This is a genomic window from Listeria sp. MAN/IMW/UF464, from assembly GCF_058683955.1.
Genome location: NZ_JBZWZP010000004.1, coordinates 1 through 13191, shown reverse-complemented (window position 1 = coordinate 13191; position 13191 = coordinate 1). Strand labels below are relative to the sequence as shown.

Genomic DNA, 13191 nt, shown 5'->3' with positions numbered 1-13191 from the left:
AGGAAGAACAAAAAAACAAACCTAAGAAAAAACTTAGGTTTGCAAAGATTAATCAACATTAACTTGCCGTTTTCGGTCAGAATGAAGGGCGTAAAGTAAAATGAAAAACGCGACAAGAAACATAAAACTCATAAATAAGAAAACACTTGGAATCCCAGTAAAGCCAGCAAGCGTTCCACCAAGAATAGGTCCGATAACATTTCCTAAGAAGCGAGCGCTCTGGTTATATCCAAGCATTTCTCCTTGCATAACTCCAGGCGCCGCAAGCCGAATATAGGCTGTCGTACAAGGAACCATTCCACCAATTGCAATACCGAATAAAAAGCGGAAGAAGATAAACACCCACAGATTTGTCGCGAATGCTTGTGGAATAACGAAAACCGCCGCCATAATCAGTAGGATATTTAAAATTTTCTCATACCCATATTTATCGCCAAGCTGTCCCCATTTTCGCGTCATCACCAAGTTCCCAAATCCCGTCGCAGAAAACGCTAATCCCGATAAAAACGCAATATTATCTGATTTCGTCATATCTCCAACATACAGTGCGAGAAGCGGTTGCACACTAAAATTCGCTATTTGAATAAGAGCAGTAATAACCATCACAGTAAAAAGTACTCGTAGCGTAAAAATTTGTTTTAACACCGCACGACGAGAATACACTACTTTGGCAGCTTCTTTTTGTTCTTCTGTCCGAATTTCTTTGACACCAAAAGCGACAAGTAAGGCTGCTACCATCATCGCAATCCCAGTAATGGTAAAAGTGTCTTTAAAACCAAATAAATCCGCCATCGCACCACCAATAAGTGGCCCAAAAAGCATCCCAGTAACCCCGCCAAGTTGCAGCGTACCAAGAATCTTACCAGCTTCATTACGAGGAGTTTGCCTTGCAATAAAGGCATTACTAACGCCAATAAAGCCAGTTACAACCCCCATGAAAATCCGCAATATCAGTAAATAAGTGACAGAATGCGCAAATCCCATCAAAAAAATACAAACTGATAAACCAACCGAAGTCAGAATCAAAATCCCTTTATAACCGTGCTTATCACCAATACGACCCCAAATCGGCGAAAAGATAAAGGCAACTAAAAATGTCACGCCAAAAATATAACCGGCCCACCTTTGGACGTAGGCATTGCTATAATCGCCAAAGGTTTCAATGTAAAGAGATAAAAAGGGCATAATCATTGTCATACTGGCTGACATCAGCAGGTTGGCCAGCATTAAGATGTATAAATTCCGTGTTCGAGTTGTCATAAAAGAATCATCTCTATTCGTATTATTGTTAAAACTGTCCTTTTCATTATAGAATAAAAGATAGTGAATGAAAAATAAAGTGAAGGATGTGCATTTTTGGTTAAAAAAATTGTTATTTGGGTTTCAGCTGTTATACTAGTACTGTATCTGATTGCTGTCGTTGTTAATTTGCTTATTATTTGGCTACGTTAGTAAACAATAAATTTAAACAAAAGAAGGAGTTTTTACAATATGACATACCCACAATTATCAAAAGAAGTGGCACCTAATGAAATCGAAGCAGAAATGATTACAAACCGAGGAACTATCCGTATCAAATTGTTCCCTGAAATTGCACCAAAAACAGTAGAAAACTTTGTTACACATTCCAAAAACGGCTACTATGATGGTCTTATTTTCCACCGTGTTATTCCTGAATTCATGATCCAAGGTGGCGACCCAGACGGCCGCGGTACTGGTGGCGAAAGTATTTGGGGCGAATCTTTTGAAGATGAATTCTCTACAGAAGCTTTCAACTTACGCGGAGCTCTATCAATGGCAAACGCTGGTCCAAACACAAACGGCAGCCAATTCTTCATCGTTCAAAAACCAGATATGCCTGCTGACATGCTTGGTCAAATGGAACAAGCTGGCTTCCCAGTAGAAATTATCGAAGCTTACAAACAAGGCGGAACACCATGGTTAGACGGCCGCCACACTGTTTTCGGTCACGTAATCGAAGGCATGGACGTAGTAGACGAAATCGCCAACCTACCAACTGGCATGCAAGACAAACCAGTTAATGACGTTGTGATTGAGAAAATTAATATTAAATAATGAATGAAGAGCACTTTCTATGAAAGTGCTCTTTTTGTATTCACCACCACAATTTACCTAAAGCAATATTGCCATTACTATCAAATTCAACTCCATTGATGAAAGTGTGAATATTATAGTGCTTTAAAGGATGATAAAGATATATAAGTATATTTTCCCGCTTTATATAATCTTCAATTTGATTGATTAAGGTTGTTTTTTGTTCAAAGGAGACAGCTGCTCTATATTCTTCCGTGAGCGAAACTATAGTAGCGGTTTGCTCTGTATTGATTAATCGCTGAAAGAGTAAAGTTTTATTTAATAAAAAATCGAGATAACCTAATTCAACATCAGTAACGGGCACATCAGTAGCTAAGGCTATATCCGCATCAACTAAAATCTTTTCTTTGAAAAAATCATCGTCAAATGAATATGTTATTATTTCTATTTTTAGTTTAAACATCGCCGCACGTTCTTTAAACCATAACGCTTCTTGAATGAGTCTAGGATGGTTGAAAACTGCTAAATTTAAAGGTTTATCTATGTAGCTTGAGACATCGAAAGTAGTTATTAATGGTTTATTTTGTACGGTTTCCAGTGATTTCGAGAGTTCATAAAAATAACTGTTAGCCGCTGAGATACTACCTTGATATAATTCAGATACAAAATCAGCTGCATTAAAGATTAATTTTAAATAATTTAATAGAAGTACATCTGGAGGATTTTGTTTATTTTTGTTGAAAATTAAATAAGCTGCTCCGGACCGAGCTACTTCAATAGGGTTAACTCCATCATTATTGAGCTGAATGTATTTTTCTTGGGGAATAACTAACCATTTTTTGAAATTTGAATTTATCAGCCAGAATTCTACTCCATCAATTAATGGATGCTCTTTGAAATACTTTGAAAAACTTTTTAAGTAAACATAATTATTCTTACTTTCCACAAGCATAAAAGGACCGCACCCAATAAGCTTTTTGCTATTTGAATTCGCAGGTCTGATTACAAGCGAATAATGAGTTACCAACTTTAAAAATGATGGCTCTGGTTTCCTAAAGATAAAGTGAACAATATTTTCAGATTCCGAGTAAGCTTTTTCTAAATTAGAGAGTAGCCATTTACCGGTACTACTTTTCGCAGCTTCCTTAAATGTAAAAAGAACATCGCTGCCAGTTACTTTTTTCTCATTATGGAAAAAGATGTTTCTTCTAATATTAAAAGTCCATTTTGTGAAATCCTCAGTATGAGACCAATCAATTGCGACGGAAGAGGTGAATGTATTTTCTTCTTCATTGTAGTCAACTAACGTATTGCTGATTTGCTTGATTAAGGAAGCTTCAAAGTGCAAAGAAACTAAATTAGGGTCTAATACCTCGATTTTTCTGTTAATTACAAACCTAAGAACATTATTTCCATTCTCACTGCCATGATTAAAAAGGGCGTGTATTTCCTCTAAGAAAGGAGTAAACCATTCTTGAGGTATGGACAATTGAGAAAGTTGAAGTGCAAACTTAATGTCTTTATTTTCAATGCAATTAGTTAATACCTCGTGAACTTCTGAATAAAAATCATTATGGAAAATAATAGTTGATAAATTACCTCTGCCATTTCCAGGAATATACTTTATTAAATTGTTTTCTTCATATTTTTGTAGCTTTTTTTTAGCATTTTTCTTGGAGTAATACCAAGCTTCAGCGAGTTTACCTAAACTAAAATGAACAGTATTTTCTTTTTCATTTTCATGAAGTATAGATCTTAATTCAAAATAATTCGAATCTCTCAAATAGTTCACTTCCTAACTTATAAAATAATACTCTCATTATACTCTTGTTTGAATGTTGATACATATGATTACTAAGGAGAACTTTGTTTTTATAGGAGTGGTGTGGTATCTTTTATACAAGAATTTGAATATCATATGGAGAAGGTGGACAAAATAATAGAGCAATCTAAACCTATAAAAATGAACCAACAAATAATTTATGGGAGAGACAAGATTTGGTTAAATGGTCTACAACAAAATGGTAATGTCCTTACGCTTTTGCTTGAAATTGACTTCGAAAATAGAAGCAGTCAACTGAATTTAATTTTCTCTGGATTAATATTCCACTCATCCACCGAACTCGACACCTACGAAAAAAGCAAATGGAGTACGAGTTGGTTAACAAGTCAGAGCAATTTTGAAATAATCGAGCAGTCTAATTTAATTCATGAACGAGTGAAAATTAGAAATGATTATAGCGTTCAAGATTTTAAGCATTACCGCGTTAGTACTTATGATTATATTATTGATATAATCGCCAAAGACCACCAATTAGAAGAAGCAAATAAATAACAAAAAACAAGTTTCTCATCGATCAGGATGAAAAACTTGTTTTTTTTAGACTAAGACTTCTGAAAAGAATTCATTGTATAGTGCGCGAACGGCCGTATTTTCCTGTTCTTCCTTCACACCAAACATAATACTTACCTCAGAAGAACCTTGATTAATCATTTCAATATTCACTTTCGCGTCGGATAAAGCTTTCGAAGCACGCGAGGTTATTCCAACATTATGGCGCATAGCTTCACCAACGACCATAATCAGGGAGATACCATGTTGCATAATTACTTGGTCGGCATTTAATTCTTCTTTTAACCGCGTCATAATCGTCCGCTCTGTATCCTCACCAAACTGATTTTCACGAATAATAATCGTTAAATCATCAATCCCAGACGGCATATGTTCATAGTTCAACCCAGCATCTTCCAGAATTTGCAGCACTTTCCGTCCGAAGCCAATTTCCCGGTTCATCAAATATTTACTAATATAAATACTGCAAAAGCCATCATCACTAGCAATACCAACGACAGGACCATTATTGTTTTCGCGTTCATGAACGACACGCGTACCACAAGAATCAGGATTGTTCGTATTTTTAATATGCACAGGAATACCCGCATGGAACGCCGGAATCAGCGCTTCATCATGAAAAACAGAAAAGCCTGCATAAGAAAGTTCGCGCATTTCCCGGTAAGTCAGTTCAAGAACTTTCTTCGGATTTTTCACAATAGCGGGATTGACCGCATACACTGCATCAACATCAGTAAAGTTCTCGTATAACTCAGCTTGAGCCCCGTTTGCGACAATCGCTCCAGTAATATCAGAGCCACTTCGAGAAAATGTACTGATTTCACCGTCTTTCGTATAACCGAAAAATCCTGGAAAAACAATAATGCCTTCTCGCTCTCGAAGCGCAAATAAACGGTCATAAGACTCAGGAAGAACTTGGGCACTAGCATGTTCATCCGTCACAAATAATCCAGCATCTTTTGGATTAACATAGTTGGCGTTTAAGCCTTTGAATTTAAAATAAGCAGCGATTAATTTCGCATTATTGTCTTCTCCACTAGCCTTCATTCGATCTAAAAATTTATCAGGATCGCTTTTATCAGACGAAATAGTCTTTTGTAAGTCGGCGCGAATTTGTGTGATAATCGCGTCATCCATTCCTGTATCAAGGGCAATGCCAGCATATCTCGCAATGACGGCTTCAAATAGTTCACTCGTATCTTCGCCTAGAAGTGCTTTTGCCGCACAATCAATAAGTAAATCGGTCACTTTTGTATCGTCCTTGAAACGCTTTCCAGGTGCAGAAACAACGACGATCTTTCGTTCAGAATCCTCCGCTACAAGTTGGAAAACCTTATTTAATTGAATCCCTGATGCTAAAGAGCTTCCGCCAAATTTAATTACTTTCATGCAACACACTCCTGATCTGAATTTTTATCTCCCGAAACTGTTGTATTTGGATGATGCGAAATTTTCTGAGCTTTCGGATAAAGTTATTGTCTATTATCGCTCTTTTTACGTGAAATCGCAATGTTTTTTCGCATTTTTAATAATTTTATCTTGGCACCAGTAGTTTACTTGTTTAAAAAGCTAAAGGTAGTTATAATAAGAGTGTACAAAAAAAGCAGCCTTAATCTGAAAGGAAAGATTACGATGAAAAATATTGTTTTAGTATGTGCGGCAGGGATGTCAACAAGCCTTTTAGTAACAAAAATGCGTAAAGCAGCTGAAGATCGTGGAGAAACATGCGAAATCGAAGCATACTCCATTGCTGAAGTAAGTAACTTAATTGATGATGCAGATGTAGTACTTTTAGGACCACAAGTACGTTATCAGAAAAAAACAGTTGATGAACTAGCTGATGGGAAAATTCCAGTAGATGTTATCGACATGGCAGCTTATGGTACAATGAACGGTGAAAAAGTACTCGGTCAAGCATTAGATTTAATTGATGGGTTCCAAAAATAAACAGTAAAAAAACCTGTGTGGCAGTTAAGCCACGCAGGTTTTTTAGCTTTCTTGGGTAAGTATTCCGTCTTCCATACGATACACATGGTTCACTAAATCTAACATACGTTCATCGTGTGTAACCATGATTGCTGTTCGGCTCGTTTGCACAACTTCATTCCGGATAAGCTCGACAACTTCACGACTTCTTTCTGTATCAAGGCTCGCAGTTGGTTCATCGGCTAAAATAACGGAAGGTTGGTTGATAAGTGCTCGCGCAATAGCGACACGTTGCTTTTGCCCACCAGATAGATCTTTTGGATAGAAATTTGCGCGATCGCTAATTCCAAGTTGGCTTAGAAGTGAAGCAGTATCTTTTTCAAGTTCCGCCGCGCTTTTTCCTGCCATTTTTCCAATAAAGCTGATTTGATCTTTTACGTGTAAATAAGGAACTAAGTGAGCAGCTTGGAAAATAAAGCCAATTTCTTCTAAACGAAGAGCTGTTTGTTCTTTAGAAGATAAGTTTCCGACTGACTTGCCGTTTATGGAAATCGTTCCGCCAGTTGGTGTTAATAGCGCTCCGGCAAGAGAAAGTAGCGTACTTTTGCCAGAACCACTTGGACCAACGATGGCGATTAATTCTCCTTTTTTCGCTTCGAAATTGGTTTCCTTCAGTGCATGAATAATTGAAGGGCCAGACGGGTAATCTTTGTATACATTTTCAAAAGATAATAGAGTTTCCATTATTCATCACCTCCTCGAATAGCATCTAATGCATCTACTTTAGCAATTCGTCTAAGTGATAAAAGAGCACCAAATAGAGCAACTAAGAAGAATAAGCCACTATAAAGCGCAATCGTCATTGGACTCAATCTAAACGGCATAGCTGCTGGCATAATACTTGGAAGCAGCAATGTTACACCGACACTAATTAAAATACTAATAATCGAAATAATCACCACTTGAGTAATAATGCTCTTCACTAAGTAACTAGTTTTCGTTCCAAGTGCTTTCAAAATACCAAATTGCGTTGTTTTTTGGAGCGTCATTACATAGAAGAATGCTGTTAAAATAAATCCGCCAATAATGATTAGGAAGAAAATCATCATGTTAAGCGTCATTTGTTCCGCGGAATAACCTGGAATTTGATTTAAAAACTCTTTGTGATCGATTGTCGTTAAATCTTTATCCGAGAGTGTTACACCTTTATCAGGGTTGTCTGTTTTAATCGCAATAGTACTTGTTTGTGGGATTTTTTGGTGATATAAAACAGGGTTAATCTCTTGCCAAGTTGCGATATTAATATAAACAACGGGAGCATGGCTATACTTTTGATTTTCTGTAAAGCCGACAACCGTTAATTCTCTATTTAAAATATCATCCATTAAAACATCGCCAATTTTGATTCCGTCTGATTTCAAGGAAGAATCGACGACGATTTCGTCAGGTTTTGTTACTTGTATGTTAGCTCCATCAGAAATTTTTGGAGCGAGAAAGCTATCTGGTTGAATACCGAAAAGTGCTACACTAAACTTTTTATCGTCACTTTCCCGTTTTAACGTTTGCATAGATTGTCCGAGAACCGCAGCATCCTTCACGTTCGCATCTTTTTTCACGTCAGCGAGTTTGGATTCTGGGAACTGAGATCTAGATAATTTGTCTTGGGCGTCTTTGCTGAGAACATAATATGGAACCCCGTTATCTGCTACAGATGAAGCATTATCATAAGCAAGCCCGTTTGCCAGCCCAGATAAAATAAGTGATAGTAACATAATTAAGACCATGATGCCTGTTACTAAAATATAGCGCAACTTAGAATAAACTAATTCACGAAGCCCTAAAAACATCGGTTATACCAACTCCTTTAAATTTATGTAAACGGAAAATGAACACTATTTCACTTTCCAAAGAATAGTATACCAAAGCTATATTCAATTTCCTAAAAAAAGAAACTAAGTATTTGCTACTTAGTTTCCCAGAATAAGCTATTTTTTTAAGCCTTGAATCAGAAGTTTTACACCTTTTTCTAAAGTTTCTTTTGGACAAGCAATATTGAGACGGACAAAACCTTTACCGGAATGACCAAATCCAGAACCCATCTGAACACCAACGCCGGCTTCGATTAAATCAGTATAAATCGTTTTCTCATCTTTAGGAAGCGCGCGGCAATCAAGCCACATCAAGTAAGTTGCCTCTAAGTCCGTTACGCCAACTTCTGGTACTTCTTTTTCGATTGCATCCTTTACATATTCATAATTACGATAAATATATTCTTTTAGTTCGTTTAACCAAGCAGCGCCATCCCGGTAGGCAGCTTCAGTACCAACAATCCCAAAAACATTAAGCCCATTAGTTGTAGCATATTTTTGCTCCGCGGCGAATTTTGCTTGGTAGTCTTTATTCGTAATAATATAGTAGGAAGCTTTAATAGCAGCTAAATTAAATGTTTTTGTAGCAGCCATCAAAGTGATAATTTGATCTTTATAAAATGGCGCAGCAACCATCATTGGTACATGTTTATGATTTTTCATCACTAAATCAGCGTGAATTTCATCTGAAACAATCGGAATTTGGTATTTTTCACACAGATTAGCAAGTTCCACTAGTTCTTCTTTCGTGAAACAACGACCACCAGGGTTTTGCGGATTACATAGAAGGAATAATTTTACATTTTCTTCTTTCATCCGTTTTTCCAAATCATTAAAATCCATTCGATATTGGTGGTTTTCATATATGAGCGGGGACATAACTACTTTTCGTTCTGTAGCTTTGGTTACGTTGAAAAATGGCGGATAAATCGGCGAAACCATTAGAACAGCGTCACCTTCACTTGTTAACGAACGAATTGCTAGCGAAATAGTTGGAACAACAGCCCCGTTGAAAAACAAAGTGCTCGGATCAATTTCAAATTGGTGTTGCTCTTTGTTCCAATCAATAACAGCTTCGACAAGTGCCGCTGATTTTGTTGAATAACCAAAAATCCCGTGATCGATTTGACGCTGGAATGCATCGAGTACTGGCTGCGGCGCACGGAAATCCATGTCAGCTACCCACATTGGAATAATATCTTTTCTGCCAAATAATTCTTCTGCCCCATCCCACTTTTCTGAATTAGTTCCAATCCGCGGAATGACTTCATCAAATTGACTCAATTATGTCACGCTCCTTCTCTTTAATTCGACTCAATTATAGCATAAATTTCACCTTTAAAGCTTACCATACAAGGATTTAGAATAATTGTTAAAGTTTCGCCTAAGTGTTATAATTTATAAAATATTGTAAGGTTGAAAGTAGGTGGAATGAGGATGAGTACATTCAAGGTGGGAGAAGTAGTTTCTGGGAAAATTGCCGGAATTCAAAGCTACGGTGCATTTGTAGCATTAGATAATTCTACACAAGGCTTAGTTCATATTTCAGAAATAACACATGGTTTTGTAAAAGATATCCATGATTTTCTAGAAGTTGGCCAAGAGGTAAAAGTAAAAATACTCGACATTGATGAAGAAAAAAACAAAATCAGTCTTTCTATTAGAGCGACTGAAGAAGCACCAAAAGAACAACCAGCTAAGAAAAAAACCGTATCATCTGGTGAAAATGATGAAGGTTTCAACACATTACGAGATAAATTAGAAGAATGGATTAAAAAAGCAGATAAATAAAAATCTCCATCAGCTTGGTATAATGCCCTTTTCGGGATAAAATGCTAGGCTGATAAATTTAATTGACTAAAATTTTAGAAAAAGGGAATAGTTAGTAGTAATTTTCAATTTATTCAATTGTATAAAATAGTCAAAAAGGGGGATTTACGTGAAAAGATCTATTCATGTGCAAGCATTTGTATACAACGAGAAGAAAGATGAGATATTAATAGTTAGAAACCGCAATTTAGCTTGGACTTTTCCAGGAGGACATGTCGAAACAGACCAAACGATGGAAGAAGCACTCGCAAGTAAAGTAAAAGAACAAACAAATATTGATATAGAAATAGAGTCAATTTTACATTGCAAAGAGCGCCGTGCTACATGGGAACACGTTTGTACATTTGTTTTTCGAGCAAAACCAGTTGGTGAGATGGCGACTTTTTCAAACGACGACAATGTCTTCCGAGTAAAATGGATACCAATTCCACTTGCTGACGATCTATTACCTATAGACCAATTATCTTTAAATGAACTAGTCAGAAGCGAGGGAGTCTTATATGAAAACTATACCTAATTTTTCAAAAAGGCTTAAATTTCACAAGGTCTATCCTTGCTAAAAAGCATTGATTGATATAAAGTTAATAAAGAAACTTTTTTAAAATTTGGAGGGAAAACAATGACACATATTAAATTTGATTATTCCAAAGCGCTCCGTTTTTTTGAAGAACGCGAACTTGATTATCTTGAACCAGCAGTAAAAGCAGCTCATGATTCATTACATAATGGTACAGGTGCTGGTAGTGACGCGCTTGGTTGGATTAACTTACCAACAGATTACGACAAAGAAGAATTTGCTCGTATCAAAAAAGCAACAGAAAAAATCCACAGCGATTCTGACGTATTAATCGTTATCGGTATCGGTGGTTCTTACCTCGGGGCACGTGCTGCAATCGAAACTTTAAATCATTCCTTCTATAACGTACTTGAAAAAGGTGCTCGTAAAACACCTCAAGTATTCTTTGCAGGAAATAGCATTAGTTCCTCTTACTTACATGACTTAATCGAAGTAGTTGGCGACCGCGACTTCTCTGTTAACGTTATTTCTAAATCCGGAACAACTACAGAGCCAGCAATCGCTTTCCGTGTTTTCAAAGAACTTCTAATCAAAAAATACGGCGAAGAAGGCGCGAAAAAACGCATTTATGCTACAACTGATAAAGCAAAAGGCGCGCTAAAAACATTAGCTGACAACGAAGGCTACGAAACATTTGTAGTTCCAGATGACGTTGGTGGACGTTTCTCTGTTTTAACTGCAGTAGGTTTACTTCCAATCGCAGTGAGTGGCGTAGATATTGATGCGCTTATGAACGGAGCAGCAACAGCAAGCAAAGATTTCGACAAACCAGAGCTTAAAAATAACATTGCTTACCAATATGCAGCAGCTCGTAATGTTCTTTATCGTAAAGGAAAAGTAACTGAACTTCTAATCAGCTACGAACCAGGTTTACAATATTTCAACGAATGGTGGAAACAATTATTCGGCGAAAGTGAAGGTAAAGACAAAAAAGGAATTTACCCATCGAGCGCTAACTTCTCTACAGATTTGCATTCTATCGGTCAATATATCCAAGACGGCCGTCGTAACCTTTTTGAAACAGTTATCAAAGTGGACAAACCACGCCACAATTTAACTATCAATAAAGAAGAAGTAGATTTAGATGGCTTAAATTACCTTGCTGGCGAAACAGTTGATTTCGTTAATACAAAAGCATTCGAAGGAACTCTTTTAGCACATACAGACGGCGAAGTTCCAAACTTTGTTGTAGAAGTACCAGAACTAGATGCCTATACTTTCGGCTACCTAGTATACTTCTTTGAAAAAGCTGTAGCAATCAGTGGTTACCTAAATGGCGTAAATCCATTTGACCAACCAGGAGTAGAAGCATATAAAGCCAACATGTTCGCATTACTTGGCAAACCAGGCTTCGAAGACAAAAAAGCAGAACTAGAAAAACGCTTAAACGATTAATTTTCATTTCCAAACCTTGGGGCCAATCCGCTCCAAGGTTTTTTTGTTTGTTTGCGATTTTCTTCCATTGGAGTTACCATATAGTTAAACAAAAGGAGGGGAAGAAGTGCTATCTATCGAACGAAAACGCGCCATTGTCCAATATGTCAAAAGCCGAAAAATAGCAACCGTTAGCGAACTAGCTAAACATTTTGAAGTTCACGAAGCAACCATTCGCCGCGATTTAACATCACTTGAAAAAGACAAAAAACTAAAAAGAACCCATGGCGGAGTTATGATAGAAGAAAAAGTAGTTTCTGAACCTAACTGGAAAAAACGTAGTGAAGTGCGCTATGAAGAAAAACAACGCATCGCCACATTAGCAGCAACAATGGTTAAAGACGGGGATACAATTATCCTAGACGCAGGAACAACGACCGGCCATATCGCAACAGCATTAAAAGACCGCTCCAAATTAACCGTAATAACAAATGATATTAACGTAGCTTCCATAATGCGCTTTTCCCCGTCCAAAGTAATCGTGACAGGTGGAGTCATTTATCCGGAAACATTCATTCTTAACGGTATGATAACGAGCGGAACCTTACAGAGTATTCACGTACATAAAGCCTTCGTAACCACACCAGCACTTGATATTGATAAGGGATTAATGCACTACGACGAATACTTAATCCCAGCTAAGCAACAAATGCTCCACTCAGCCGATGAAGTCATCCTAGTAACAGATCACACCAAGTTCGGTCGGATCTCCCTGTACAAATACGCAGCCCTAGATGAAATATCTTCTATCATCACTGGAAAAGAAATAGATCCAGTCTTGAAAGAACAATTTGAAGAAAAAGGAATGCAAATTTATACAACTTAAAGCCTTTTAGTTTTGACTAAAAAACATTGTCCTAACATCAATTTATACACTAAATTAATCTTTTTTCATCTTTATTTAAAAAACTTTGTAAAAAGTATTGACGAAAGGCAAAAATCTTGGTATATTTATAAACGTTGCTGATACGGACAAACGCTTTAGCAGCAAAAGAAACTGACCTTTGAAAACTGAACAAAAAAGAAGACGAAAAGCAATGAGACGTAAAGTCTCACTGGTAATCGCAGGGCAGAAAACAGAAAGCTGTTTTCAACAAAAACAAACTAGTAATTTAATTGCTAGCGAAGTCAATTTGACGCAAGGAATC

Annotated in this window: 13 protein-coding genes; 7 read left to right on the top strand and 6 right to left on the bottom strand. The window is 36.9% G+C overall.

Features of this window, described 5'->3' with window-relative positions; all coding sequences use genetic code 11:
• Nucleotides 1-48: 48 nt before the first annotated feature.
• On the bottom strand, nucleotides 49-1329 hold the full coding sequence (locus tag AC4PG0_RS12620; RefSeq protein ID WP_481277488.1) for a lmo2377 family MFS transporter: 1281 nt from the start codon (nucleotides 1327-1329) through the stop codon (nucleotides 49-51).
• 162 nt (nucleotides 1330-1491) lie between these two features.
• Here AC4PG0_RS12620 and AC4PG0_RS12615 point away from each other — a divergent pair, with 162 nt between their 5' ends.
• On the top strand, nucleotides 1492-2076 hold the full coding sequence (locus tag AC4PG0_RS12615; protein ID WP_003726864.1) for a peptidylprolyl isomerase: 585 nt from the start codon (nucleotides 1492-1494) through the stop codon (nucleotides 2074-2076).
• 40 nt (nucleotides 2077-2116) lie between these two features.
• On the opposite strand, the gene AC4PG0_RS12610 is transcribed toward AC4PG0_RS12615, so the two are convergent.
• Nucleotides 2117-3838: an ABC transporter substrate-binding protein gene (locus tag AC4PG0_RS12610; RefSeq protein WP_203574803.1), complete on the bottom strand. Its 1722-nt coding sequence runs from the start codon at nucleotides 3836-3838 to the stop codon at nucleotides 2117-2119.
• A 156-nt stretch (nucleotides 3839-3994) separates the two neighbouring features.
• On the opposite strand from AC4PG0_RS12610, the gene AC4PG0_RS12605 reads away from it, so the two are divergent.
• Nucleotides 3995-4390, top strand: coding sequence for a hypothetical protein (locus AC4PG0_RS12605; protein ID WP_492167783.1), 396 nt, complete (start codon nucleotides 3995-3997; stop codon nucleotides 4388-4390).
• Between the two features lie 45 nt (nucleotides 4391-4435).
• On the opposite strand, the gene AC4PG0_RS12600 is transcribed toward AC4PG0_RS12605, so the two are convergent.
• Nucleotides 4436-5797 (bottom strand): aspartate kinase, encoded by a 1362-nt coding sequence (locus AC4PG0_RS12600; RefSeq protein ID WP_003763737.1) that lies wholly within the window; start codon nucleotides 5795-5797, stop codon nucleotides 4436-4438.
• A gap of 243 nt (nucleotides 5798-6040) precedes the next feature.
• On the opposite strand from AC4PG0_RS12600, the gene AC4PG0_RS12595 reads away from it, so the two are divergent.
• Entirely contained in the window at nucleotides 6041-6355 is a 315-nt protein-coding gene (locus AC4PG0_RS12595) for a PTS sugar transporter subunit IIB (RefSeq protein WP_492167754.1), read from the top strand.
• 42 nt (nucleotides 6356-6397) lie between these two features.
• Here the strand turns inward: AC4PG0_RS12595 and AC4PG0_RS12590 are convergent, their stop codons facing one another.
• The 3 genes from AC4PG0_RS12590 to AC4PG0_RS12580 form a co-directional block, all read right to left on the bottom strand.
• Nucleotides 6398-7078 (bottom strand): ABC transporter ATP-binding protein, encoded by a 681-nt coding sequence (locus AC4PG0_RS12590; RefSeq protein WP_003763734.1) that lies wholly within the window; start codon nucleotides 7076-7078, stop codon nucleotides 6398-6400.
• On the bottom strand, nucleotides 7078-8181 hold the full coding sequence (locus tag AC4PG0_RS12585; RefSeq protein ID WP_010991210.1) for an ABC transporter permease: 1104 nt from the start codon (nucleotides 8179-8181) through the stop codon (nucleotides 7078-7080). The genes AC4PG0_RS12590 and AC4PG0_RS12585 overlap by 1 nt, the downstream gene beginning before the upstream one ends.
• Nucleotides 8182-8319: 138 nt before the next feature.
• Nucleotides 8320-9486 (bottom strand): MalY/PatB family protein, encoded by a 1167-nt coding sequence (locus tag AC4PG0_RS12580; protein ID WP_185590637.1) that lies wholly within the window; start codon nucleotides 9484-9486, stop codon nucleotides 8320-8322.
• 153 nt (nucleotides 9487-9639) lie between these two features.
• On the opposite strand from AC4PG0_RS12580, the gene yugI reads away from it, so the two are divergent.
• The 4 genes from yugI (at nucleotide 9640) to AC4PG0_RS12560 (ending at nucleotide 12869) form a co-directional block, all read left to right on the top strand.
• A complete protein-coding gene (gene yugI, locus AC4PG0_RS12575) occupies nucleotides 9640-9993 on the top strand; it encodes a S1 domain-containing post-transcriptional regulator GSP13 (RefSeq protein WP_003763730.1) in 354 nt (117 codons plus the stop codon).
• Nucleotides 9994-10141: 148 nt separating this feature from the next.
• On the top strand, nucleotides 10142-10549 hold the full coding sequence (locus AC4PG0_RS12570) for an NUDIX hydrolase (RefSeq protein WP_003763729.1): 408 nt from the start codon (nucleotides 10142-10144) through the stop codon (nucleotides 10547-10549).
• 102 nt (nucleotides 10550-10651) lie between these two features.
• Nucleotides 10652-12004 (top strand): glucose-6-phosphate isomerase, encoded by a 1353-nt coding sequence (locus AC4PG0_RS12565; protein ID WP_187989126.1) that lies wholly within the window; start codon nucleotides 10652-10654, stop codon nucleotides 12002-12004.
• Between the two features lie 106 nt (nucleotides 12005-12110).
• Nucleotides 12111-12869, top strand: coding sequence for a DeoR/GlpR family DNA-binding transcription regulator (locus AC4PG0_RS12560; RefSeq protein ID WP_003722392.1), 759 nt, complete (start codon nucleotides 12111-12113; stop codon nucleotides 12867-12869).
• The last annotated feature ends 322 nt before the right edge of the window (nucleotides 12870-13191 follow it).